The sequence below is a fragment of the Janthinobacterium salmonicoloratum genome (assembly GCF_051380845.1).
Classification (GTDB): Bacteria; Pseudomonadota; Gammaproteobacteria; order Burkholderiales; family Burkholderiaceae_D; genus Janthinobacterium; species Janthinobacterium lividum_F.
Genome location: NZ_JBNYXV010000005.1, coordinates 228,016 through 250,560, shown reverse-complemented (window position 1 = coordinate 250,560; position 22,545 = coordinate 228,016). Strand labels below are relative to the sequence as shown.

Sequence of the window (22,545 nt, the reverse complement as noted above, 5' to 3'; positions counted from 1 at the left end):
TGAGCGATGCCCGAGATCACTTCCCTGGCCCAGTATCTGCTGGCGATCACGCCCGCCTTCCTCGTCTGCGTCGCCTTGTTGCTGGTGTTGCCAAGTACTGCGCCACGTACCGTGCCGCTGCTGCGCGTGCTCGTGCACATCCTGTTTTTCGTGCTGGCGCGCGATGCGATGACGGCGCACGGCTACTGGCAAGTGGCGGCGGGCGGCTTGCGCTTCACGGCGCCACCGCTGGTCATGCTGGCGCTGGGCGCCATGTCGCTGGGGCTGGTGGCCTCCACGTGCTGGCTGGAAAGCGAAGCGCGCCGCCAGATCCGCTGGCTCGGCATGCGGCCGGCCCTGTCCGTGCTGCTGGGCGTGGCGGGCGCCATCCTGATCGTTGCACTGGCGACGGGCTTGAAAGCCCTGTTCGGCTTGCCGTCGCTGGCGCCCGTTTCCCCATCCGCGCTACCCTTGCTGCTAGGCTTTGCGCTGGCGGCCAACTGTTATGAAGAATTGCTGTTCCGCGGCATACTGCAGCAGCAATTGCGCGCCTGGCTGCCGGCTTGGCGCGCGGCGCTGGTGTCGGGCTTGCTGTTTGGCCTGTGCCACGCCTTCCTTGCCACTACCGTCACGCAGGTGGGCGCCCCCATCCTCGTGTTCACCGTGATCGAAGGCGTGGTGGCGGGACTGGTATATTGCCGTGCCGGCTTGCTGGGCGCCTCCCTGGCGCATGGCCTGGCCATTTTTGCACTGGCCGCCGGCTGGGTGTGAATCTTGTTGTTTACTATCACTATTAATGAAAAGCGAGAAAGCGATGCCTGTCAGTTCCTACCTGAATACCCGTCCCGTCGTGGGCGAGCGCGTCTACCTGCATGACACGGCGCAAGTGATCGGCGATGTGCAGATCGGCGACGACTGTTCGATCTGGTGCAACAGCGTGCTGCGCGGTGACGTGAACCGTATCGTCATCGGCGAGGGCAGCAATATCCAGGACTTTTCCATGGGCCATGTGTCGCACAAGAATGCGGCCAAGCCCGACGGTTCACCCTTGACCATCGGCAAATACGTGACCATCGGCCATTCCGTGATCTTGCACGGCTGCACGATAGGCGACGAATGCCTGATCGGCATGGGTAGCATCGTCATGGATGACGTGGTGGTGGAAAAGCACGTGATGCTGGGCGCGGGCAGCCTGGTATCGCCGGGCAAGGTGCTGGAAAGCGGCCACCTGTACGTGGGCCGGCCCGCCGCCAAGGTGCGCCCCTTAACCGAAGCGGAGATCGCCTACCTGCGCTATTCGGCCGAACACTACGTGCGTGTAAAAAACAATTACCTGGCCGGTGGGGACGACGCCTGAGCTGCAGCGCCGCCCAGGCGGCGCAGTTCCGGCCGCGGCGCCAGGTCTTGCGGCAGGCGCAGGCTGGACACGAGGCCCAGGCGCCGCAAGAGCAGCAGTACCCACCAGCCCGGGTCCCACTCGCCCGGCAGCAGGCCCAGCCTGGCTGAGCCCGGATAGGCGTGATGGTTGTTGTGCCAGCATTCGCCCATGGTCAGCAGCGACGTCAGGCGGATATTCCGGCCTTGTACGGCGGCGCCTTGGATCTCAAAGTGCATCTGCCCATGGTTGTGGGCGAAGTAGCCGATCAGCCAATGGCCGAGCACGCCGGCGCTGACACGCGCGCAGACGCCCCAGCAAACCAGGCCCCAGCCGCCCCAGGCGAAGAACAGCAGAGCCCACGGCAGTTGCTGCAGCATCCAGGTGGCTTCCAGAAAACGGTAAAAGCGGTCGTGCGCAATGCGCGGCTCGATGGCGATGTGCGGCGGGTGGTCGAGGTCCAGACGGCAATGTAATTGCCACCAGGCGTCGCGCCAGAAACCGGCGCCGTGGCGCAGGTAGGGATGACAGTCAGGCAGGCGCTGGGCATAGTCGCGCAATTCGTGCTGACGCAGCAGGCCCAGCGGGCCGCTGAGGCCAACCAGCACGCCCAGGTACACGAGCAGGTATTCCAGCCATTTCGGGCAATGAAAGCTGTCGTGGATCAGTTTGCGGTGACTGCCCAGCGAATGGCCGAACAGCAGGACGATGGCCGTGCCGCTCACAAACAGCAGCAGGCCGGTCCAGCTGAAGAAGAACAGGGCGCCAGTCACGGCGCCGGCCAGCATGGCCGTCAGCCACAGCGAGGTCAGCGGCGCATAGCGCACCGTGCCCTCCAGCACGCTGTCGGCATGGGTGGCGCGGGCGCGGTGGCTGTCCAGGCTGGCTGTGGACATCAACCCTTGGGGGCCGACGACGGTTGCGTGTACTTGTCGAAGTTGGTGATGTAGTCGTTGAAGTTGTCGGTCAGCATGCGCTTGTACTGTTCCGTGAAGAACGCCACGGCGCCTTCCTTCTCTTCCTGCATCTTGACCACGTCGTTGCTCTTGCTGGCGACGAGGAAGGCGTTGAAGCGGGCGGCCGCGTACAGCAGCGAGGTGGCCACTTCATTGCCGCCGCTGTGCATGCATTGTTCGTTGGCCAGGGCGATGACCTGGTCGGCGCGTTCCCAGAATTCCGGGCCCGGTGCTGGTTTTGTCGTTGGTGTGGTCATAAAAATCCTTCATGAAAGTGCGCGCCAGTCTACACAGGGGGCCGCGGGCTGTCCAGCCGCGCGCCTGTCACGGCGCTTGCAGGATCTGTTTGACCAGCACGGCCAGCGGGTGGCGGATGTCGAGCACGATGCCGGCCTCGTCCGCTTGCAGGGGCTGCAGGGTGGCCAGCTGGCTGTCGAGCAGGCTGGGCGGCATGAAATGGCCGGGGCGCTGCAAGCGGCTTTCCAGTACGGCGCGCGGGCCGTCCAGGTGAACAAAGCGTAGAGCAGGGTCGCCCTCGCGCAGCACGTCGCGGTAGGCGCGCTTCAGGGCCGAGCAGGAAACGACGAGGCCGCCGCCTTGCACGCGGGCCGTGGCGATGCGCTCGCGCAGGGCAGCCAGCCAGCCGGCCCGGTCGGCGTCGTCGAGCGCAATGCCGGCCGCCATCTTGGCCACGTTTTCCGGGGAATGCACGTCGTCGCCTTCCACGTAGGGCACGCTCAGCGCATCGGCCAGCAGGCTGCCGACGGCGCTCTTGCCGCAGCCGGACACGCCCATGACGACCCAGCGCACGGCGGGCACGCCCACGCTCAAGGCGCCGAAACGATGACGGTGACGCGACGGTTTTCCGCCTTGCCCGTCTTGCTGGCGTTCGAGGCCACAGGTTTGCTCATGCCCAGGCCCTTGATGGCGATGTTTTTACGTGGAATGCCCGATGCGCTCATGGCGTCGGCCACCACGTTGGCGCGCGCCAGCGACAGATTGTTGTTGTACGCTTCCGTGCCTTCGTTATCCGTATGGCCTTCCACGCGCATGTGGGTGATGCCCACTTTCAGCAGGGCAGCGCTGATTTTCTGGATGGCGTTGCGGCTGGGCGGGATCAGCTTGGCGGCGTCGAATTCGAACAGCAGCTTGTCGGTAAAGCTCAGTTCCCAGCCTTCGTCCGTCTGGTTGAAGCCTTGTTCCTTCAAGGTGGCGACTTGTTCGGCGTTGAACAGCGGTTTTTTCTCTGGCGTGCTCTGGCAGGCGGCCAGCAGGCCCAGCATGAGCAGGCCGAGGAAGCCGCGGCGTAATTGCTTGTAGATGAATTGCATGGTGTTGCTCCTTGGTTCAGGGATGAGTATGGGGTTGCGGCAGGCGCGCCACCTGGCGCGTGCCGCGCTGCGCCTGCTTGGCGCGGTACATGGCTTCGTCCGCCGCGCCGACCAGCGAAACGGCGTCGATGGCGTGATCGGGGAAGACGGCCACGCCGATGGTCAGCGAGCTGACGATGCTGTTGCCAGTGGGTAGTTCAATGGCTTGCGCCATGGCGGCGATGATGTTGTCGGCGATGTGCATGGCGTCACTGCTGTTGCGCAGCGGCTTGAGCAGGATGGCGAATTCGTCGCCGCCCAGGCGCGCCACCAGGTCACCCTCGCGCAATTGCTGCTTGATGCGCGCGGCGATAGTCACCAGCACGCGGTCGCCCGAGGCATGGCCGAAGGTGTCGTTGATGTATTTGAAACGGTCGCTGTCGAGGAACAGCACGGCCACCTTGCCATTGCTGACGCGTGCTTCGAGGATGGCGCGTTCCAGCTCCGCTTCCATGAAGGAGCGGTTCGACAGGCCCGTCAGGCTGTCGTGGTTGGCGCGGTGCGACAGCGAGGCGTGTTCCTTTTGCAGATGGCTTTGCCACGCTTCCAGTTCGTCGAGCAGGGCGTTGAAGTCGTCATTAATCTGGTTCAGTTCGGCGATGTTGGCCGGTGGCACGCGCAGTTCGAAGGAACGGTCGCACCGCACGCGGTGCGCCGTTTCCGCCAGGTGGCGCAGGGGCGAAGTGATCTCCGTTTCCATGCGGCGCGACAGGCGCACGGCGACTGCCAGGCTCAGCACCAGGCAAGCCAGCAGGCAGGAGAGGCCGCTCAGCAGGAAAGGCAGCAGGCTGCGACTGTGCGGCACCAGCGTGATGTTGCCGATGGCCTGTTCATTGCGCATGATGGGGAAGGTCAGGGAATCGGGCAGCATCCAGCCTGTCAGCGCGCGTTCGATGTAGTAGCGCGTGCCATGTTCGCCCCGTTCCCAGCGGGCCAGCACCTTGCCGGCCTTGTCGCTCACCTGTGCCTGGTCGATATCTTCATTGACGCCGATCAGGGCCAGCGCTTCCTTGGCTGCCAAGGAATCCCCAAAGACGACTGCCCCCTCCACCGTGTAGCTCATCGAGCGGGCCACCAGGCGCAGGTTCTGGTCCGAATACACGCGCAGAGCCAGCAGCGCCACGGCTGTCAGAGTCAGGCCGGCCGCCATCACGGCGATCAGCGACACGCTCAGGTGGGCGCGCCGCAGCACGCTGTCGAGCGTGGGGCGGAGCTTGCGGGAAAGCTTGTTGCTCATCCGGGTGCTCATGGCTGAGGTCCCTTGCGACGTGCAATTTGCAAGGCGTTCGGATGCACGCGCAGGCCGCTGCGGGCGATGGCGTCGAGGTTGACATCAAAACCGATCTGCGCCTCGTTCAGGCGCAGGCAGAACATGGTACCCACGGTGCAGGACGTGCCGGGTTCGGCGACCGATAAAATCGGCTTGCCGATGATCTGCGCCAGCAAGTGCTCGCGTTCGCCATCCGGCAGGCTGCCCAGGTAGACGACGTCGCATTCGTTGACAGTGGCGGCTGCCGCCGGGATTTTCACGCGGATGCGCTGTCCCAGGCTGGAAGCGGGCGTGTCGACAATGGCCGCGCCGTAGCGTGGCGCACCGAGCATGCAGACGCGCACTTCCTGGCGCGCCACGGGCCAGCGCACATAACTGATGATGCCAAACAGGACCTGGGCCACCTCGGCGGGACGCCTGGCGTCGGCGACCGCGCCCGTTTGCGCCCACGCCGCGCACGGCGCCAGCGCGCTGCAGGCGAGCAGCGAGGCCAGCAGCACGATGGCGAACAGGGTGGGCAGCGCGCAGCGCTGCCGGTGGCGAGGGGAGGAGGGCACGGCGTCGGTGTCTTTATGCAGGTCGGGTGGCTATTCAAATTCTTACTCAGCAACACAGACTGTACGGAAGTCCCTGTTGAAAGTAAAACACGGCGCTTTGCCATAAACATTGCATTATAAACACGAATACTAAAACTTTCATTCTTTACCATGAAAATTACTTATCAACACTGTCGTGGCGCGCCAGAGTGTTGCTATTCTTCCAGTGTCGCTTCCAGCAAGTCGATTTCGCGCAGCAGGCGCAAATGGATGGTGTCGTCCAGCTCGCCCGAGATGCGGCGGCGGAACAGTTCGTCCCGCTCCGCATTCAGCGCTTCCAGCCGCAGCGCGCGCTCGGCCTTGGCCAGTTCCTGCAGCCGCATCGCCTCGTCATTGCTGCTTTCGCCATACGCCAGGCGGCGCCGGTAAGCTTCGATCAGACGGTTGGCCGCCTCGGTGACGACTTGCTGCTTGTCATTTTTGTCGATGCCTTCGCACACCTTTTCCAGCCGCGCGATGGCCGCTTCGGCGGCAGCGGCGCGGGCATTGCGCTCTTCCGTCGAGCGGCGCGCGGGTGGTGCGAACACCAGGCCCTTGGTCAGCAGGGGCAGCGTGACGCTGGCCAGCAGCAGCGACAGCAAAATCACGCCCATGGCCAGGAAGATGACGAGGTCGCGCGCCGGGAAACGATTACCGTCTGGCAAGAACAAGGGCAGGGTCAAAATGCCGGCAAGGGTCAGCGCGCCGCGCACGCCCGCAAACGACGCTACCAGCAGCAAGCGCAGGCTTGGGCGGGCCAGCAGCGCCGCATCCTTCGGTTCGCCGGCCATTTTCTTGTGGTGCTTGAACAGGGTCAGTTTCATGGAAATGAAGACCCAGAGGAAGCGCATGAAGGTCAGCCCCACCGTGATGGCGATGACGAACAGCGGCAGTTTCCAGGCGCTGCCGGCGCCGATTTCGGCGGAGGCGGCTGGCAAGCCGGCAACGGTGGTGGGCAACTGCGCGCCCAGCATGACGAAGATCACGCCATTCAAGACCAGTTGTACGGTATCCCACACGGCCTTGCGCTGGGTGCGCGTGGCGGCCAGCGGCCGGCCGATCAGGTCGGCGTAATGCATGGAGACGCCGGCTGTGGCGGCGGCCAGGATGCCGGAGCCGTGGATTTGCTCGGCGCCCAGGTAGGCGGCAAACGGGATCAGGATGCTGATCAGGATTTGCAGGCCCGGCTCTTCGCCGACCTTGCTCACCAGCCATTTATTTGCCAGGCCCACGCCCCACGAGATGGCCAGGCCGATGATGATGCCGCCGCCCGCTTCCTGCAGGAAACTCAGCGAGGCGGCGCCGATGGAAAAGCCGCCCGTCATCATGGCGCCCACAGCAAACGTGAAGCAGACGAGGCCAGAAGCGTCGTTCAGCAGGGATTCGCCTTCGAGGATGTGCATCAGGCGCGGCGGGATGGGATTGCCGGCGGCGATCGCCGACACGGCCACGGGGTCGGTCGGCGACAGGATGGCGCCCAGCGCGAAGGCGACGGCCAGCGGCACGCTGGGGATCAGCCAGTCGATGAAGAAACCCATGCCCAGCACGGTAAACAGCACCAGGCCGATGGCCAGCATCAGGATCGAGCGCGCGTCGGAAAAGAAGGCGCCCTTGGGGATGCGCCAGCCATCGAGAAACAGCAGCGGCGGGATGAAGAGCAGGAAGAAAATGTCGGGATCGAGCGGCACTTGCACGCCAAACACGGCCAATCCCGTGCCGCCGGCGATCTGGATCAGGGGCAGCGGCAGCTTGACCCAGCGCGAGCGGGCGAGAAAGCCGCACAGGACGACGGTCAAAACGAGGATGAGGATGATGGTAACGGTATGCATGAAGGCGCGGCGGCGTGCTGAAACGCTGATTATAAGGCGCTGCCCGCCTGCAGGCATTGCCTGCGTGTCATTGCGTACATACAACAAGTCACAATCGCGGTAAGATTATCATTGTGGCCCTGTCGCCGCCGTCAGTCGGCGGCTGGCCACCTTGCTTTATTTCTTTGCTTTATTTCCTTGCTTTCACCCTGGCTTTTACTTTTCATTGGTTCCTGTTTTGCTCAAGAAAATCTTCACCGGCCTGCTGCTGTCGCTGGCATTGCTCATCGTGGCGGCCCTGGCCGCGTATCTGTATTACTGGCGCCCCGCGCTGGCGCCCATCGATCCGCCTGCCGCCACGGCATTTTCGCCGCAAGTGGTGGAGCGGGGCCGTATCCTGGCTGGCATGGGCAACTGCGCCGCCTGCCATACGGCCAAGGGCGGCGCCGAATACGCAGGCGGCCACGGCCTGGCCACGCCGTTCGGCACGATTTACGCGACGAATATCACGCCCGACAGGCAAACGGGCATAGGCCGCTGGTCGCTGGCCGCCTTCCAGCGGGCCATGCGCGAAGGCGTGGGCCGCGATGGCGCGCATTTGTATCCCGTCTTTCCGTACACCCATTTCAACCTTGTATCGGATGCGGACTTGACGGCCCTGTACGCGTATTTCATGACGCGTCCGCCCGTATATGCGGTGGCGCCTGCCAACAGCGTGCCTTTTCCCCTGAACCTGCGCCCCTTGCAGGCGGGCTGGAAACTGCTGTTTTTCAAGCCAGCCAGCTTTCAGCTCGACCCCGCGCAAGGGCTGGACTGGAACCGTGGCCGCTACCTGGCCGAAGGCCTGGCCCATTGCGCCGCCTGCCACACGCCGCGCAATGCGCTGGGCGCCGAGCTTGCCGGTTCGTCCTATCTGGGCGCGTCCATCGATCACTGGTATGCGCCGGCCTTGACCAGCGCCAACACGGCGCCCTTGCCGTGGACGCAGGACGAGCTGTACGCCTTCTTGCGCACGGGGGCGACGGCCCTGCACGGCGTGGCGGCAGGGCCCATGTCGGCCGTCGTGCACGAAGGCATGGGCGCTTCGCCCGATAGCGATATCCGCGCCCTGTCCGTCTATTTTGCCGGCGTGGCCGGCGTCGAGCAGCGCCAGGTCGATACCGATACCGTGGTGAAAGCCGGCATTGCCCGTTCGCAACGCGTCAGCCTGGTCGACAACGACCGTGGCGCCAGCCTGTACGTGGCCGCCTGCGCGTCGTGCCACTCGAATAGCGATGGCCGGCCCGTGGCCCTGCGTCCGGAACTGAGCCTGAACAGCGCCGTCAGCGCGCCCGATCCCGCCAACCTGATCCAGGTGATATTGCACGGCATCAGCAAGGATGAGGCGATGCCCGGCGTGCTGATGCCCGGCTTTGCCGCCTCGCTGACGAACAACGACGTGGCCCAGCTGGCCGCCTATTTGCGCCGCAGCCGCAGCCCCCAGCCGGCCTGGACGAACCTGGAAGCGGCCGTGGCGCGCGCGCGTGCCGGCAAGTAATTCTTGAAAGTTTCTTATGTGCAACACTTATGTATAACATTATTGTGAATGGCCAGCCCTTCGGCACCGAGGCCGACGCCGAAACGCCGCTGCTGTGGGTACTGCGCGATGAAGTCAACTTAAAAGGCACGAAGTTTGGCTGCGGCATCGGCATGTGCGGCGCCTGCACCGTGCACGTCGATGGCCGCGCCATGCGCTCGTGCATCACGCCGATTGCCGCCGTGGCCGGCTGCGCCATCACCACCATCGAAGGCCTCTCGCCGGACGGCACGCATCCTTTGCAGCGGGCGTGGCTTGCCACGCAGGCGCCCCAATGCGGCTATTGCCAGTCGGGCCAGATCATGCAGGCGGCCACCTTGCTGCGCGATTACCCGCAGCCGACGGATGCGAATATCGATGCCGTCATGAGCGGCAATCTGTGCCGCTGCATGGCGTATGTGCGCATCCGCAAGGCGATCAAGCTGGCGGCCGGCATGCAGGAGGCGCCCGGTGTATAAGCTGCCGAAAGAAAATGCCAGTGCCCGTCCCCCTGCGCTGGGGCGGCGCGGTTTCCTGATCGCCGCCGCCGGCACGGGTTTTACCCTGGCCTTCTTGCGCGCCGACAGCTCATTGGCTGCCGGCAAGGTGGCGCCCGCGCCGCCAAAACACGGCGCCGCACCCGTGTTCGATCCCGGCATCTGGTTCCAGATCGACCGTGACGGCATCGTCACCGTCAACATCGCCAAGGCGGAAATGGGCCAGCACATCGGCACGGCCCTGGCGCGCATCGTGGCCGAGGAACTGGAAGCGGACTGGGACAAGGTGCGCCTGCACTACGTGGACACGGACCCGAAATGGGGTTTGATGGTGACGGGCGGCAGCTGGTCCGTCTGGCAGAATTTCGACCCCCTCAGCCGCGCCGGCGCGGCCGGGCGCCTCGCGCTGGTCGAAGAGGGCGCGCGCCTGCTGCGCGTGCCCGTGTCCGCCTGCCACGCCAGACTGGGCGTCGTGCATGGCCGGGGACGCTCGATCAGCTATGGCGAAATCGTGCGCCGTGGCAAGCTGGCGCGCCAGTACACGCCCGAACAATTGAAGGCCATCGTGCTCAAGACGCCGCAGCAGCGCAGCCTCATCGGCCAGCATGTGCAGGCGCTGGACATCCCCGCGAAAATCAATGGTACGGCCGTGTACGGCATCGATGCGCAGGTCGAGGGCATGCTGTATGCGCGTCCGAAGATCCCGCCCACGCGCTATGGCTCAAAAGTGGTGTCCATCGACGATACGGCCGCGAAAAAGGTGAAGGGCTATCTGCGCTCGTTCGCCTTGCAGGATCCCAGCGGCACGGTGCCCGGCTGGGTCATGGTGGTGGCGGACACCTATGCGGCCGCCATGCGCGCGGCCGATCTGGTGCAGGTGAAATGGCGGGCTGGCGCGGCCGCCCACGTGTCGGAGCAAGATATCCTCAACTACGCCACCAAGCAGCTGGCCGACGCCAGCCTGGGTGCCCGCGTAGTCGATGATGATGGCGTGGAGCAAGCTTTCAAGGATGCCAGCCTGCAACTGGAACGCCACTACACGACGAGCACCGTGCTGCATTTCCAGTTGGAACCGGTGAATGCCCTGGCGCAGGAAATCGACGGCGTCTGGCACATTCATGCGGGCAACCAATGGCAGTCCCTGATCCTGCCCGTGCTGGCGCAGGCGTTGAAAGTGCCGGAGAGCAAGGTGATGCTGCATACCTATCTGCTGGGCGGCGGCTTCGGGCGGCGCCTGAATGGCGATTATTGCGTGCCGGCCGCGCTGGCGGCGCAAGCCGTGGGGCGGCCCGTCAAGATGATTTGCACGCGGGCCGATGATGCCCGTTTTGATTCGCCCCGTTCGCCGTCCGTGCAGCACGTGCGCATGGCGTTCGACGACGCCGGCAAGGTGTCGGCGATGGTGCACGAGGCCAGTGCGGGCTGGCCTACGCAAGCGATGATTCCCGCCTTCCTGGCCAAGGATAAGCAGGGCCATCCGTATGACCCGTTCGCCATCGCCGGCGCCGACCACTGGTACACGGTAGGCGCGCAGCGCGTGCGGGCCGTGTCGAACGACCTGGCTAACAGCAGTTTCCGCCCCGGCTGGCTGCGCTCCGTGGGCCCCGGCTGGACGAATTGGGCTGTGGAAAGTTTCATGGACGAGGCGGCGCAGGCGGCCAAGGTCGATCCGCTGACTTTTCGTTTGTCGCTGCTGCGGGGCACGGGACGCAACGCGGGCAGCGCGCCGAACGCCGTCGGCGGCGCCGCGCGCCTGGCCCACGTGCTGCGGCGGGTGGCGGACAAGGCCGGCTGGGGCACGGCCATGCCGCCCGACACGGGCCTGGGCATTGCCGCCACGTTCGGCCAGGAACGCGACATGCCCACCTGGACGGCCTGCGTGGCGCGGGTCAAGGTGGACCGCAGCACATGCATGGTAAAAGTCGAAAAACTGTTCATGGTGATCGACGCGGGCAGCATCGTCGACCCCGACGGCGCGCTGGCGCAGGCGGAAGGGGGCGCGTTGTGGGGCGTGAGCATGGCCTTGCATGAAGGCACGGCTTTCCTGAATGGCGAAGTGAAGGATACCAACCTGAACACCTACACGCCCCTGCGCATGGCCGACGTGCCCGAGCTCGACATTGAATTCGTTGCTAGCACGGCAACTTCGACGGGCATGGGCGAACCGCCCACGACGGCCGTGGCGCCGGCCATTGGCAACGCCATCTTTGCAGCCGTGGCCTCGCGCGTGCGGCATTTGCCGATCCGCCCGGAGGCGGTACTGAAGGGACTGGACCGGCACGGCGCCGTCTGAGGCGGCGCGTGGCAAATTTGACGTGCGCCGCGCGTGAACGGACGCAGGCTGGTACACTGGGGATTGCCGCTCAGGGCGCGCAGGCGGCGCCCGTTCCGGCAAAATCAGCGCAATAGCAGCGTGATTTCAGCGCGATGTTAGCTTGATCCCAGCTCGATAGCGGAGGCAGCCATGCAAGAACAATTTGTCAGCATCACGGCCGATGAACTTCAAATGGACGGCGTGCTTGAAATGCCCGAGCGACCGGTGGGCATCGTCCTGTTTGCCCACGGCGCAGGCGCCGACAGCGACTACCTGGGCGCCTCCAGCCACGCCACCTCCCAGGATTTTCTGCGGGCGGGTATCGCCACCCTGCGCTTCGACCAGGGCGGTGTCGGACCCGGCGGCGGCAGCAATGGCCACGCTTATTTCGTGCGCAGCGATATCGTGCTGCTGGCGCGCCAGCTGGAAAAGGCCCTGGGCTGGCTGCAAATGGACGCTTCCACTCGGCGCTTGCCCTGCGGCCTGTATGGTTATGGCACCAGCGCGGCCGTGGTGATGCAGCTGGCGGCCTGGCGCAGTGCGGAAATCGCCGCGCTGGCTGTTTGCGATGGCCAGGTGGAAATGGCGGGCAAGGCGGCGCTGGAAAACGTGCGCGTGCCATCCTTGCTGATCGTGGGCGGGCGCGATCCCGACGTGGCTGGCCTGAACCGCATGGCTTTCGCCACCTTGCGCTGCGACAAACAACTGGAACAGATCGCCGCCCCCGGCGGGCCCGACACGCGCCACCAGGCCGCCTTGCTGGCCACGGACTGGTACACGCGCCATTTCAACGGGCATACCAGCATGGCGCAATAGCTCAATCAGGCAAGGGCGTCAGGCCACGGCGCGCAAGTTCTTCGCATGGAAGCGTACATGCTCTTCCATGAAGCTGGCGATGAAGTAATAGCCGTGGTCATAGCCGGCATGGCGGCGCAGCTGCAATGGCTGACCGGCGTCGCGGCACGCCGCTTCGAAGACGTCGGGGAACAGTTGCTCGGGCAAGAACTTGTCGGCCAGACCCTGGTCGATCAAGATGCCTTCGGGGAACAGTGGCCCCTGGCCCTGCCGGCCGCGCATCAGCGCGCTGGCGTCATATTGCTGCCAGCTGGTTTCGTCGCTGCCCAGGTAGCCCGAAAACGCTTTCTTGCCCCACGGACATTGGCTCGGTGCGGCGATGGGGGCAAAGGCGGAGACGGAGCGGAACAGGTCCGGGTTGCGCAAGGCCAGCACCAGCGCGCCATGGCCGCCCATCGAATGGCCGAAAATACCCGTGCGTTGTACATCGATCGCCAGTTCCTGTTCCAGCAGGGCGCGCAATTCCAGCAGGTAGCTGTACATGCGGTAGTGGCTGCTCCACGGCGCCTCGGTGGCGTCCACGTAAAAGCCGGCGCCCACGCCGAAATCCCAGGATGCGCTTTCGCCCGCGATGTTCGCGCCACGGGGGCTGGTGTCGGGCGCGATCAGGATCAAGCCTTCGTCGGCCGCCACGCGCTGCGCGCCGCCCTTGATCATGAAGGTTTCTTCCGTGCAGGTCAGGCCCGCCAGGTAAAACAGGGCGGGGCGTTTGGTGGTGACCACGCTGCCTGGCGCCGTGTCGGGAATGAAGGCCGAGAAACGCATGGGCAAGCCGATGGCTTGCGCGTCGTGGCGATAAAAGCGTTGTACGCCGCCAAAACAGGCGTGTTCACTCAACAGTTCCAGCATGAATTCTCCTCGTTAATCTCACAGTATAGCCAGAGTGGCGCACCGCTGACACGGGATCAGCCCAGCATGGCCGCTATCGCTGGCAAGATGTCCTGTGCCGGGGCTTCGGTCTTGAAGGCCAGCAAATGGTCGGCGCGCGTCTTGCCCAGATTGATGGCGGCCACGGGCTTGCCCGTTTCGGCCGCCATGCGGCACAGGCGAAAGCTCGAATACACCATGACCGATGAGCCTACCACCAGCAGGGCGCCAGCTTCCATCATCTTGCGCTCGGCTTCGGCCGCGCAGGACGAGGGCACGCCATCGCCGAAAAACACCACGTCCGGCTGCAGGGTGCCTCCGCAGCGGGGACACACTGGCACGTGGAAAGTGGCCAGTTGCGACGGCTCCAGCAAGGCGTCGCCATCGGGCGCCGGTGTGGCAGTGGCGCCCAGCAGCTGCGGATTGTCGTGTTCGAGCTGATCCTGGATCAGGCGACGCGTATGGCGCGTATGGCAATCGAGGCACACCACGCCATGTATGCTGCCGTGCAACTCCGTGACGGCTGGGCTGCCGGCCTGTTGATGCAGGCCATCCACGTTTTGCGTGACCAGGCCGCCTATTCTCCGACGCTGGGCCAGTTGCGCGATGGCCAGGTGACCGGGATTCGGCGCGGCGCGCGCCAGGGTCGGCCAGCCCACCATGCTGCGCGCCCAGTAGCGGCGGCGCACGGCTTCCTGGCGGCGAAAATCAGGGCCTTGCACGGGCGCGTTGCCGCGCCGCACGCCTTCCGTGTCGCGGTAAGCGGGAATGCCGGACGCAGTGCTGATGCCGGCGCCCGTCAGCAGCAGCACGTCGGGATGGCGCTGCAGGAACTGCGCCAGTTGATCGAAGGCAGGATCGTCGCTGGCGGCTTGCAGGCTGGCTGAGGGAAAGTTTTGCATGATGCGCCATGCTAACCGAAAAGCGCGGCGCCGTTGCAAGGGCAGTGTTTACTCCAGCTTCATGCCGAAACGCTGCAGCCGCGGCTGCCAATGCTCGCCGATATTGGCCGAGACGAGGATGCGCTCGGCCTTGCCGATCAGCAATGCGCGCGGCACGAAGCCGAAGTAACGCGAGTCGGCGCTGTTGTCGCGGTTATCCCCCAACATCATAAAGTGGTCGGCCGGCACCGTCACGGGGGCAAAGCTGCGCCGCGCGCCTGCGATTTGCGGCAAGACCTGGATGCGGTGCTGCTCGGTCTGGTTGCGTTCCTTGATGCGCTGCGCCGTCAGCTGGCCCACGTGGGCGATGGTTTCTGGCGCCGTGTCGAGCGCCGTGTACTGCGCGGGCTGGCCATTGATGACCAGCTCTTCATTGCGCATTTCCACCGTGTCGCCGGGCAGGGCGATGATGCGCTTGATCAGGCGTGTGCCGTCTTTCGGCGAAGAAAAGGTGACGATGTCGCCCCGCTGCGGTTCGCCCAGGCGCTGCAGCACGATATCGGTGAGCGGCACTTTCAGGTTGAAGGCGAGGCGGTTGACGAAGACCACATCGCCTTCGAGCAGGTTGGGGCGCATCGACGCCGACGGTATCGGATTCCAGTCCGCCACGGCGGTGCGGAACACGCCGAAGAGCAGGAGGAACATCAAAAAACCTTTGTTGGCGCGCATCCATGTGCTCATGTCGGCTCTTTCGCTGGGCTGTGCCCGTGATGGTGTAGGGAGGCGCCATTGCTGCTGGCGCCCTGTCACGATGCACGGCGAGGCTGAAGCCAGTCTTAAATCAAGTACATGCACGACCGGCAGCGCGGTCTATGTTGCGCGCAAGCGTCAGCAACGAGCTATTTGAAGGCCTTGATGACGGCGTCCAGCTTGACCTTCAGCGATTTGTCGTGCGCGTGGATGGCCGGCACTTCGCGCTGTACGCCGAGCAGCTGGTAGACGGCCGTCTGCGCCGCACGCACCGAGTATTCGACGGTGAAGACGACATCGTCGGCGATTTCCACGAACTGGCTGACGAAGGCCAGGTTGACGGAGTTGGCCGGCACGGGCAACGGGCGGTCGCTCTTCGCGCGGGGCATGAACATGCTGGTGATGTACGGCATGCGGCAGGGTATGCAGTTGGCCGTGGCCATGATGTCGAGGTCGAAGTTCAGATGGCCACACAGTTCGCGCAGGATGTCTTCGCCGCTGCAGTCGGACATGGGCTTGGCGACGAAGTTGCCGATGCGGTCAGGGTGCAGCGCATAGCCCCAGAATACTTGCACGCCTGCGGGCTGGCCGGCGAAATGGGGCTGGTGCGCCAGCACGATGGACATGAACCAGTTGCTGTCCTTGAAGGTGACAAGGCCGCCCGTGCCCGCGCTGTTGCCCGTGAATTGCTCCATCCTGTCAAAGAAGGCGCTGTCCTTCAAGGTGACCGTGTACGACGCCCAGTACGATTCGGGGATGCTGCTGTTGAAGGCGGCGGGGCGTCCCAGTTCCGGCCGGCCCTCGGCCAGCTTTTCCCACAGGCGCCAGCCATGGCTGTCGTTCTTCGTGCGCCTGGCCGGCGCGCGGTGCATGCTGCCATAGCTGGAGGCATCCGTCATCGAGGCATTCTGGAAAAAGACCAGGTCGCCCGTGGCGACGGGGATCATATCGCTCAGGCCGCGACGCTGGCAGGCAATGGCGGTGGCGCTCAGGCGGCCGCCGGATTCCTGCACCTCGATATCGGTCACCGTGCAATCCATGATGAGGTTGACGCCTTGCGCCTGCAGCCACGCGACCAGGGGACGCACCAGCGAATCGTACTGGTTGTAGACGGTGCGCTTGACGCCGGCCAGGGTTTCGATGCGCGAAAACTCCATCATGAAGCGGTGCAGATAGCGCTTGAACTCGACGGCGCTATGCCAGGGCTGGAAGGCGAACGTGGTGGCCCACATGTACCAGAACTTGGTGTCGAAGAATTCGGGCGAGAGCCAGTCCGTGATGGCGCTGCTGCCCAAGGTGTCTTCGTCGGCTTCCGTCAGCTTCAGCAATTCCAGCCTGTCCTGCATGGAAAAGCCCATGCTGCTGACATCGACCTTGAAACGATTGCGGTCGACCAGTCGCGCGCGCGAGTGGGGAATGTGCAGTTCATTGAAGGCGATGGTTTCGTCGTAGACGCTCTGGCCCGCATGCTCGAGTGAGGGGATGCTCTTGAACAAGTCCCAGGTGCACTCGTAATTGTCCGTGGTCAGCATGCGCCCGCCGCGCAGGGTATAGCCATCTTCGGCATTGCCGCCGCCATCGAGGCTGCCCCCGGTCACGGGCGACGCTTCGAAGATGGTGATGTTGCTGCCTTGCATGCCGCCGTCGCGTATCATGAAGGCGGCGGCTGCCAGCGAGCCGATGCCGCCGCCGACGAGGTAGGCCTTTTTGTCTGTATTGCGCATGTTTTTTCCTGAGTGTGAGTGCATACGCGTGCGCGAAAGGCCGGCAAGCGACACGGCCGATGCCGCGCCATATTTGCCTATTTTACAATGCCAGGGGAGGGGCAGCTGAGAAATAGAGCGATCGCTTGGTTTTTGTCGGCTGCGAGACCGCGACCGAGGCGGTCGAGGCCTGGCTGGGGATCGTGTCGGAAAGCGGTGCGCCATTATAATCAGCGGGCGCATTTCGCCGCCCATGCTTGAATTCAGGAAGGAGCAGCATGCTGTCCCATATTTGCCTCGGCACCAACGACTTTCCCCGCGCCTACGCTTTCTATACGGCCCTGATGGGAGAACTCGATCTGATCGAGAAATTTCATGATCCGGCCCACCCCTGGGCGGGCTGGATGGCGAAGGATGCACCGCGCCCCCTGTTCGTGCTGACGGCGCCGCATGACGGCTTGCCGGCGACTCCCGGCAATGGGCAGATGACGGCCTTGCTGGCGGCCAGCCGCGCCCAGGTGGACGGCAGTTACCAGGCCGTGCTGGCGCTGGGCGCCGTGTGCGAAGGACCGCCCGGCTTGCGCCCCCATTACCACGCCGATTACTATGGCGCCTACTTCCGCGACCTCGACGGCAACAAACTGTGCGTCTGCTGCCACGCCGAGGAATGACTCGGAGAATGACTTAGCGCGGTCCCCAGACGTCATCTTCCGTCCAGCCCAGTTCGAGGAAATCCTGCGCCCGTTCGCCAGCTTCGCCGGCGCAATAGAACTCGTCGAGCTGGGGCGGCGCGATGCGCGTGCCAGCCAGCATGGCGTGCACTTGCCCCCGGTGGTGGATCTGGTGCTGGAACAAATGCGCCAGCATGCGCTGGCGCGTGTCGATTTGCGGCGTGTCGCGCAGGATCGTCACCGGCCGCGCCAGGTCCGCATCGCACAGGCTGCGGCAATGGGCGATCAGGCGCAGGTCCGATGCGCGCTGCGCCGCGTGCAGGGCCGCGCAATCGGTGTACGGTTCGTCCTGTTCAAAAAAAACATAGCAATCTGGATGGGGCGCTTCGCCGCGCAGTTCGCGCTCGAGCGCGTCGAGATAAAACCAGTCGCAGGTGAGGATGTGGTTCAGGGTGAACTGGATGGTGGGGAAAAAGCTGACGCGCGTGGCCTGGAACTCGGCCTGGCTCAGCTGCCCGCAAGCCTTCAGCAAGCGGTGGTTGGCCCAGGCGTTGTTGTACGCCTGGCCGGTGACGTAACGGGCCAGCAGATTGTTCATGATGTACCTTGCAAGACAGGGGAAGCTGCGAGAGCGCCACTGTAGCACTTTGTTGTAAGTGGACAAAGCCGGTCACGCTCGCCGCACCGGCACGGCTGTCATCAAGTAAAATCGTGCAGCGGATGTCGCGATAGTGATGCATAAAGGTTTGGATAGCAAAATGGGTTGGATAGGAAAATTACTGAACGGCGGCGACGAAAAAAACAAGGCTGCGGCGGTCACGGCAGCGGCGGCGCCCGAGATGGCACGGCAGCCAGCCACCATCACCGAAATCGATGCCATTTACTACCGCTGGCTGGCGGCCGCCGGTTCGGCGCAGGCTTCCGCTCAGGCGGAACAGCAGATTCTGGACGAATTGACGCGCCTGGCCCGTGAGCCGATCGCCGGTGCCGCGCTGGTGCCGCGCATTCCTGCCATCATTCCGCAGTTGATGCGGACCTTGCAAAATGAAAATATGAGCGCGGCCGAGCTGTCGCGCCAGCTGGCCCAGGACGTGCTGCTGGTCGCCGAGGTCTACCGCGAAGCGAACCGGCCCCGCTACCATTCGCGCTACAACGCCAGCCCGTCGATCAACAACATGGAAGGCGCCATCATGCTGCTCGGGCAAAATGGCATGCGCATGCTGCTCGCCCGCGTCGCCTTCCGCCCCATCGTCAGCATGCAAAGCGGCGGGTTGACCATACGCACGGCGCCCCTGATCTGGCGCCAGTCCGAGAAATGTGCGCTGGCGGCCAACCTGGTCGCGCCGGCCATGCAGGCCAACGCCTTCGACGCCTATCTGGCGGGATTGATGGCCAATGTCGGCCTGGTGGTGGCGTTCCGCCTGATCGACCAGATGCATGCGCCCGATGCCTTCCCGCAATCGGACGCCTTCATTGCCCAGGTGTTTGCGCAAGCGCGCATCCTGTCGGTACGGATCGCCGAATTATGGGAGTTTCCCGAGTCCGTGACCAATGCGATCGAGCATGCCGGCGTCGATGCCCATGCCGATGCCGATCCGCAGGCGCAAGCACTGGCGCTGGGCGATCGCTTGAGCAAGCTGCGCATGCTGGTCGATACTGGCCGCTTTCCTGCCGACGATCCGTTCGTGATGGCCGGACTGGGCAAGAGTGAGCTGCTGGTGTTCGACAAGCTGGCCGACGACGAGGACGACGAGGAGTGATGCCAGCTGCATGCAGCGGATATCACTCAGCGCGCAAAATAGAGTGCGTGCAGGTGATCGAGGTCGACCTCGGAAGCTGCCTGCGACAGCGCCACTTTGCCGCTTTGCATCAGGTAGACGTGATCGGCCACGCCCACGGCGCGCGCCGTGTTCTGCTCCACCAGGATGATGGTGCGCCGGCCGTCGTTCAGGCGCGCGAGGATCTCGAACAGCTCGTTGACCACCAGCGGCGCCAGGCCCAGCGACGGTTCGTCGATGATCAGCAGCGACGGGTCCGACATCAAGCCCCGCGCCATCGCCAGCATCTGCGCCTCGCCGCCGGAGAGTGATCCGGCCAGCTGCTTGCGCCGCTCCTGCAGGCGCGGGAACATGGCATAGGCTTCGGCCAGGCGCGCCGGCATGTGGCTGCGGTGCTCTTTCGGGAAGGCGCCCATGATCAGGTTTTCTTCCACGCTCATGTCGCGGAAGGTCATGCGCCCCTCGGGTATCATCGTGACCCTCGCGTCGCTCATCTTCCAGGTGGGCGTGCCGTTGATGGCCACGCCATCGAGCGCGATGCTGCCCGCGCCCACGGGCAGCAAACCCATGATGGCGCGCAGCAGGGTAGTCTTGCCGGCCCCGTTCGGGCCGATGATGGTGGTCAGCTTGCCCTTCTGGATCGAGAGCGACACATCCCACAGCACATTGATGGCGCCATAGCCGGCGCGAAGCTTACTTATCTCAAGCATGGGCGGCTCCCGTATAGCTTTCGATGACGGCCGGATCGCGGAACACGGCATCGGGCGTGCCGTCGGCGATCAGCTGGCCAAAATTGAGCACGGCCACGCGCTGGCACAGATTGCTGATAGTTTCGATGTCGTGCTCGATCATGACGATGCCCACGCCAAAGGCCGCGTGCAAGTCCTTGAGCATGCCCATGAAACGGCGCTTGCCGTTCGTTTCCAGGCCGGCCAGCACTTCATCGAGCAGCAGCAGTTTCGGGTTGGTGGCCAGGGCCTTGGCCACTTCCAGCGCTTTCAGTTCTGTCAGCGCCAGTTCGCTGGCCGCGTCGCGCCCGGCCTTGTCCGCCAAGCTCGTGAAATCGAGAATTTCGTCGATCTTGCGCATGTCCACCTTGCCGGTGCCGAAGCGCTGCGCCACGATCAGGTTTTCGCGCACCGTCAATTCATGCATGGGCTGTGGAATCTGGAAGGTGCGGCCCAGCCCCAGACGTGCGCGCTGGTACATGGGCGTAGCCATGATATCGCGCCCCTCGAAGCGGATGCTGCCGCTGGTGGGGCGCACCAGGCCGGAGATCGCATTGAACAGGGTGGTCTTGCCGGCGCCATTCGCGCCCACCAGGCCGATCACGTCGTGGCTGCCCACGTTCAGGGTGACGGCATCGACGGCAGTGAGGCCGCCGAAGCGCACGGATACATTATCGAGTTCAAGCATGTGCGTTCTCCTTGACCAGCGCTTTTTTCAGCCATTTTTGCAGCAGCGGCAGCAGGCCGTTCGGACTGAAGACGATCATCGCCACCAGCAGCACCCCCAGCACCAGCTGGTGGCCCGTGGGGATCAGCGACTTGAAAATCAGCTGGTCGACCAGGTAGACCGCCACGGCGCCCAGCACGGGACCGAGTATCGTGCGGTAGCCGCCGAAGATGGCCGCCACGATCGGCAACGTCACCCACAGGCTGTTGAAGGCGTAGTCCGGTTCCAGGAAGTTGATATAGTGGGCGTTGAAGGCGCCGAACAGGCCCGCCATGAAGGCCGACACCAGCAGCATGGCGCCTTTCAGCAAGGTGCTGTTGACGCCGACGACGCGCGTGGCGTCTTCGCTGTCGTGCATGGCGCGCAGGGCGATGCCGTAGTGGCTGGCGCGGATACGGCTGTAGGCAAACGCACATGCCACCACCAGGGTCAGCACCACTAGGTAGGCGCCCGTCTTGCTGGCCAAATCGAAGCCGAAGACGGTGGGCAAGGTCGGTATATTGTTGATGCCGCCGGCGCCGCCCGTGACGGAGCTCCATTCCGTGGCCAGGATGCGGAAGATGTGGGCGTAGGCGAGGATGGCCAGCGCAAAGTACGGCCCGCGCAGGCGCAGCACGGGCAGCATGATGACGGCGGCGATGGCAGCGCCCGCGCCGCCCAGCAGCATGGCGGCAAACACGGGCAAGCCCAGTTTCACGGTAGTGAGGGCGGAGACATACGCGCCTACGCCGAAGAAGGCCGCATGGCCGAAGCTGACCATGCCGCCCAAGTTGCCGAGCAGGGCCCAGGACATGGCCACGCCGCCGATGATCAGGGCCGCCACCACCATGCTCATCACATACTGGTTGCCGCCCAGGGCCAGCGGCACGGCGATATACGCGGCCAGCAGCAAACCGGCCGTTGAAATCAGTGTTGAGCGCTTCATCCGCGCCTCCGTTGTGCGCCGAACAAGCCGTTCGGCATGATGAACAGCACCAGCAGGAACAGCACCATGCCGGACAATTCCTGCAGCGCGGAGCTGGCCAGGGTGACGGTCAGCGCTTCGGCCACGCCCAGCAGCACGGCGGCGATCAGCACGCCGGGGATGGAACCGATGCCGGCCAATACCGTGATGATGAAGGCTTTCACCGTCAGTGCGCCGCCGTAGGCGGGCTGGATCACGCCATAGCTGAACAGGGCGACACCGGCGAAGGCGGCCAGGATGCCGGCGACCAGAAACGACACCAGTTCCGTGCGGCCCGGGTCGATGCCCATCAGCTTGGCCGCGTCGCGGTTGCTGGAAACGGCGCGCACGGCGCGGCCATACCAGCTGGTGGCCAGCCAGCGCCACAGGGCCGCCATCAGCACCAGGCTGACGGCAAAGAAAATCACTTCGCTGCGCATGCTGAAAAACGGGCCGATCTCGATGCCTTCCTGCAGCCAGCTCGACGAGGTGGAGCGGATATCGGCCTTCCATACGAGCAGGATGAAATTGGTGAGGATCACGCCGATGCCGTAGGTGAGGATCAGCGAATTGATTTCGCGGTCTTTCTTGATGCGGCTGACGATCAGGTAGACGCCCACGGACGTCAGGCTGACGATCACCAGCGCGAGGGGAATGGCGAACATGGGCCCCAGGCCCAGGCCGGATTCCACGCTGTAGGCGATGTAGGCGGCCAGCAGCACCAGTTCGCCGTGCGCCAGGTTGATCACTTTCATGGTGCCGAAGACCAGCGCCAGTCCCAGTGCGATCAGGGCGTAGGAGCCGCCCTGCAGCAGGCCCGAATACAAGGCTTGCAAGATTAATTCTGTCATGTCGTCATCCCGTCAGGCAGCCCTGGCGCGGGCCAGAACTGCCGTTCATCGGTGCGCGCCCTGGCGGACACGCGCGTGTGCAGGGGGCGGCG

Annotated in this window: 24 protein-coding genes and 1 pseudogene; 9 read left to right on the top strand and 16 right to left on the bottom strand. The window is 64.4% G+C overall.

Annotated elements, in window-relative coordinates; genetic code table 11:
• The first annotated feature begins 6 nt into the window (after positions 1-6).
• Positions 7-750, top strand: a complete 744-nt coding sequence (locus ACQ4WY_RS22570) for a CPBP family intramembrane glutamic endopeptidase (RefSeq protein ID WP_436505994.1) — start codon at positions 7-9, stop codon at positions 748-750.
• Positions 751-793: 43 nt separating this feature from the next.
• Positions 794-1,336, top strand: a complete 543-nt coding sequence (locus tag ACQ4WY_RS22565; RefSeq protein ID WP_353657798.1) for a gamma carbonic anhydrase family protein — start codon at positions 794-796, stop codon at positions 1,334-1,336.
• On the opposite strand, the gene ACQ4WY_RS22560 is transcribed toward ACQ4WY_RS22565, so the two are convergent.
• From ACQ4WY_RS22560 to ACQ4WY_RS22530, 7 genes are all read right to left on the bottom strand, one after another.
• Positions 1,309-2,250: an acyl-CoA desaturase gene (locus ACQ4WY_RS22560; RefSeq protein ID WP_436505992.1), complete on the bottom strand. Its 942-nt coding sequence runs from the start codon at positions 2,248-2,250 to the stop codon at positions 1,309-1,311. The two genes, ACQ4WY_RS22565 and ACQ4WY_RS22560, sit on opposite strands and share 28 nt — an antisense overlap.
• Complete coding sequence (locus ACQ4WY_RS22555) at positions 2,250-2,567, bottom strand: DUF3144 domain-containing protein (protein WP_353657795.1); 318 nt, start codon at positions 2,565-2,567, stop codon at positions 2,250-2,252. The genes ACQ4WY_RS22560 and ACQ4WY_RS22555 overlap by 1 nt, the downstream gene beginning before the upstream one ends.
• 67 nt (positions 2,568-2,634) lie before the next feature.
• A complete protein-coding gene (locus tag ACQ4WY_RS22550) occupies positions 2,635-3,105 on the bottom strand; it encodes a gluconokinase (RefSeq protein ID WP_436506100.1) in 471 nt (156 codons plus the stop codon).
• Positions 3,106-3,137: 32 nt separating this feature from the next.
• On the bottom strand, positions 3,138-3,641 hold the full coding sequence (gene yfiB / locus ACQ4WY_RS22545; RefSeq protein WP_436505991.1) for an outer membrane lipoprotein YfiB: 504 nt from the start codon (positions 3,639-3,641) through the stop codon (positions 3,138-3,140).
• 16 nt (positions 3,642-3,657) lie between these two features.
• Positions 3,658-4,929: a diguanylate cyclase DgcN/YfiN gene (dgcN, locus tag ACQ4WY_RS22540; protein WP_436505990.1), complete on the bottom strand. Its 1,272-nt coding sequence runs from the start codon at positions 4,927-4,929 to the stop codon at positions 3,658-3,660.
• Positions 4,926-5,507: a regulatory sequestration protein YfiR gene (yfiR, locus tag ACQ4WY_RS22535; protein ID WP_353657792.1), complete on the bottom strand. Its 582-nt coding sequence runs from the start codon at positions 5,505-5,507 to the stop codon at positions 4,926-4,928. The genes dgcN and yfiR overlap by 4 nt, the downstream gene beginning before the upstream one ends.
• A 194-nt stretch (positions 5,508-5,701) precedes the next feature.
• A complete protein-coding gene (locus ACQ4WY_RS22530) occupies positions 5,702-7,354 on the bottom strand; it encodes a Na+/H+ antiporter (protein WP_436505989.1) in 1,653 nt (550 codons plus the stop codon).
• 268 nt (positions 7,355-7,622) lie between these two features.
• Here ACQ4WY_RS22530 and ACQ4WY_RS22525 point away from each other — a divergent pair.
• The 5 genes and pseudogenes from ACQ4WY_RS22525 to ACQ4WY_RS22505 all read left to right on the top strand — a co-directional run.
• Positions 7,623-8,000: pseudogene (locus ACQ4WY_RS22525) on the top strand (c-type cytochrome); the annotation flags it as partial.
• Positions 8,001-8,540: 540 nt separating this feature from the next.
• A complete protein-coding gene (locus ACQ4WY_RS22520; RefSeq protein WP_436506099.1) occupies positions 8,541-8,870 on the top strand; it encodes a c-type cytochrome in 330 nt (109 codons plus the stop codon).
• A 29-nt stretch (positions 8,871-8,899) separates the two neighbouring features.
• Complete coding sequence (locus tag ACQ4WY_RS22515; RefSeq protein WP_436505988.1) at positions 8,900-9,367, top strand: (2Fe-2S)-binding protein; 468 nt, start codon at positions 8,900-8,902, stop codon at positions 9,365-9,367.
• Entirely contained in the window at positions 9,360-11,678 is a 2,319-nt protein-coding gene (locus tag ACQ4WY_RS22510; protein ID WP_436505987.1) for a xanthine dehydrogenase family protein molybdopterin-binding subunit, read from the top strand. Before ACQ4WY_RS22515 ends, ACQ4WY_RS22510 begins: the two co-directional genes overlap by 8 nt.
• 171 nt (positions 11,679-11,849) lie before the next feature.
• Complete coding sequence (locus ACQ4WY_RS22505) at positions 11,850-12,515, top strand: dienelactone hydrolase family protein (RefSeq protein ID WP_436505986.1); 666 nt, start codon at positions 11,850-11,852, stop codon at positions 12,513-12,515.
• An 18-nt stretch (positions 12,516-12,533) separates the two neighbouring features.
• On the opposite strand, the gene fghA is transcribed toward ACQ4WY_RS22505, so the two are convergent.
• The 4 genes from fghA to ACQ4WY_RS22485 form a co-directional block, all read right to left on the bottom strand.
• A complete protein-coding gene (gene fghA, locus ACQ4WY_RS22500) occupies positions 12,534-13,403 on the bottom strand; it encodes an S-formylglutathione hydrolase (RefSeq protein WP_436505985.1) in 870 nt (289 codons plus the stop codon).
• Positions 13,404-13,459: 56 nt separating this feature from the next.
• Entirely contained in the window at positions 13,460-14,323 is an 864-nt protein-coding gene (locus ACQ4WY_RS22495; RefSeq protein ID WP_436505984.1) for an NAD-dependent protein deacetylase, read from the bottom strand.
• A 48-nt stretch (positions 14,324-14,371) separates the two neighbouring features.
• Positions 14,372-15,043, bottom strand: coding sequence for a signal peptidase I (gene lepB, locus ACQ4WY_RS22490; protein WP_436505983.1), 672 nt, complete (start codon positions 15,041-15,043; stop codon positions 14,372-14,374).
• Between the two features lie 158 nt (positions 15,044-15,201).
• Positions 15,202-16,776 carry an oleate hydratase gene (locus ACQ4WY_RS22485; protein ID WP_436505982.1) on the bottom strand — a complete coding sequence of 525 codons (1,575 nt, stop codon included), beginning with the start codon at positions 16,774-16,776 and terminating at the stop codon, positions 15,202-15,204.
• 257 nt (positions 16,777-17,033) lie between these two features.
• Between ACQ4WY_RS22485 and ACQ4WY_RS22480 the strand changes: the two genes are divergently transcribed.
• Entirely contained in the window at positions 17,034-17,426 is a 393-nt protein-coding gene (locus ACQ4WY_RS22480) for a VOC family protein (RefSeq protein ID WP_436505981.1), read from the top strand.
• A 13-nt stretch (positions 17,427-17,439) separates the two neighbouring features.
• Here ACQ4WY_RS22480 and ACQ4WY_RS22475 read toward each other — a convergent pair whose 3' ends face one another.
• On the bottom strand, positions 17,440-18,024 hold the full coding sequence (locus tag ACQ4WY_RS22475) for a DinB family protein (protein ID WP_436505980.1): 585 nt from the start codon (positions 18,022-18,024) through the stop codon (positions 17,440-17,442).
• A 160-nt stretch (positions 18,025-18,184) separates the two neighbouring features.
• On the opposite strand from ACQ4WY_RS22475, the gene ACQ4WY_RS22470 reads away from it, so the two are divergent.
• The gene (locus ACQ4WY_RS22470; protein WP_353657781.1) at positions 18,185-19,186 is read left to right on the top strand and encodes an HDOD domain-containing protein; all 1,002 of its coding nucleotides are present in this window, start codon (positions 18,185-18,187) and stop codon (positions 19,184-19,186) included.
• Positions 19,187-19,212: 26 nt separating this feature from the next.
• On the opposite strand, the gene ACQ4WY_RS22465 is transcribed toward ACQ4WY_RS22470, so the two are convergent.
• From ACQ4WY_RS22465 to ACQ4WY_RS22450, 4 genes are read right to left on the bottom strand one after another with little or no spacing between them, the layout of a single operon-like run.
• The gene (locus tag ACQ4WY_RS22465; protein ID WP_436505979.1) at positions 19,213-19,914 is read right to left on the bottom strand and encodes an ABC transporter ATP-binding protein; all 702 of its coding nucleotides are present in this window, start codon (positions 19,912-19,914) and stop codon (positions 19,213-19,215) included.
• Positions 19,907-20,620 (bottom strand): ABC transporter ATP-binding protein, encoded by a 714-nt coding sequence (locus tag ACQ4WY_RS22460; protein WP_436505978.1) that lies wholly within the window; start codon positions 20,618-20,620, stop codon positions 19,907-19,909. Before ACQ4WY_RS22460 ends, ACQ4WY_RS22465 begins: the two co-directional genes overlap by 8 nt.
• Positions 20,613-21,584, bottom strand: coding sequence for a branched-chain amino acid ABC transporter permease (locus tag ACQ4WY_RS22455; protein ID WP_353657778.1), 972 nt, complete (start codon positions 21,582-21,584; stop codon positions 20,613-20,615). Before ACQ4WY_RS22455 ends, ACQ4WY_RS22460 begins: the two co-directional genes overlap by 8 nt.
• On the bottom strand, positions 21,581-22,453 hold the full coding sequence (locus ACQ4WY_RS22450) for a branched-chain amino acid ABC transporter permease (protein ID WP_436505976.1): 873 nt from the start codon (positions 22,451-22,453) through the stop codon (positions 21,581-21,583). The genes ACQ4WY_RS22455 and ACQ4WY_RS22450 overlap by 4 nt, the downstream gene beginning before the upstream one ends.
• Positions 22,454-22,545: the final 92 nt, after the last annotated feature.

Coding starts and splice junctions, on each gene's coding strand:
- ACQ4WY_RS22570 (WP_436505994.1), top strand. CDS start 7: ATGCCCGAGATCACTTCCCTGGCCCAGTATCTGCTGGCGATCACGCCC.
- ACQ4WY_RS22565 (WP_353657798.1), top strand. CDS start 794: ATGCCTGTCAGTTCCTACCTGAATACCCGTCCCGTCGTGGGCGAGCGC.
- ACQ4WY_RS22560 (WP_436505992.1), bottom strand. CDS start 2,250: ATGTCCACAGCCAGCCTGGACAGCCACCGCGCCCGCGCCACCCATGCC.
- ACQ4WY_RS22555 (WP_353657795.1), bottom strand. CDS start 2,567: ATGACCACACCAACGACAAAACCAGCACCGGGCCCGGAATTCTGGGAA.
- ACQ4WY_RS22550 (WP_436506100.1), bottom strand. CDS start 3,105: ATGGGCGTGTCCGGCTGCGGCAAGAGCGCCGTCGGCAGCCTGCTGGCC.
- yfiB (WP_436505991.1), bottom strand. CDS start 3,641: ATGCAATTCATCTACAAGCAATTACGCCGCGGCTTCCTCGGCCTGCTC.
- dgcN (WP_436505990.1), bottom strand. CDS start 4,929: ATGAGCACCCGGATGAGCAACAAGCTTTCCCGCAAGCTCCGCCCCACG.
- ACQ4WY_RS22530 (WP_436505989.1), bottom strand. CDS start 7,354: ATGCATACCGTTACCATCATCCTCATCCTCGTTTTGACCGTCGTCCTG.
- ACQ4WY_RS22515 (WP_436505988.1), top strand. CDS start 8,900: ATGTATAACATTATTGTGAATGGCCAGCCCTTCGGCACCGAGGCCGAC.
- ACQ4WY_RS22505 (WP_436505986.1), top strand. CDS start 11,850: ATGCAAGAACAATTTGTCAGCATCACGGCCGATGAACTTCAAATGGAC.
- fghA (WP_436505985.1), bottom strand. CDS start 13,403: ATGCTGGAACTGTTGAGTGAACACGCCTGTTTTGGCGGCGTACAACGC.
- ACQ4WY_RS22495 (WP_436505984.1), bottom strand. CDS start 14,323: ATGCAAAACTTTCCCTCAGCCAGCCTGCAAGCCGCCAGCGACGATCCT.
- lepB (WP_436505983.1), bottom strand. CDS start 15,043: ATGAGCACATGGATGCGCGCCAACAAAGGTTTTTTGATGTTCCTCCTG.
- ACQ4WY_RS22485 (WP_436505982.1), bottom strand. CDS start 16,776: ATGCGCAATACAGACAAAAAGGCCTACCTCGTCGGCGGCGGCATCGGC.
- ACQ4WY_RS22480 (WP_436505981.1), top strand. CDS start 17,034: ATGCTGTCCCATATTTGCCTCGGCACCAACGACTTTCCCCGCGCCTAC.
- ACQ4WY_RS22475 (WP_436505980.1), bottom strand. CDS start 18,024: ATGAACAATCTGCTGGCCCGTTACGTCACCGGCCAGGCGTACAACAAC.
- ACQ4WY_RS22470 (WP_353657781.1), top strand. CDS start 18,185: ATGGGTTGGATAGGAAAATTACTGAACGGCGGCGACGAAAAAAACAAG.
- ACQ4WY_RS22465 (WP_436505979.1), bottom strand. CDS start 19,914: ATGCTTGAGATAAGTAAGCTTCGCGCCGGCTATGGCGCCATCAATGTG.
- ACQ4WY_RS22460 (WP_436505978.1), bottom strand. CDS start 20,620: ATGCTTGAACTCGATAATGTATCCGTGCGCTTCGGCGGCCTCACTGCC.
- ACQ4WY_RS22455 (WP_353657778.1), bottom strand. CDS start 21,584: ATGAAGCGCTCAACACTGATTTCAACGGCCGGTTTGCTGCTGGCCGCG.
- ACQ4WY_RS22450 (WP_436505976.1), bottom strand. CDS start 22,453: ATGACAGAATTAATCTTGCAAGCCTTGTATTCGGGCCTGCTGCAGGGC.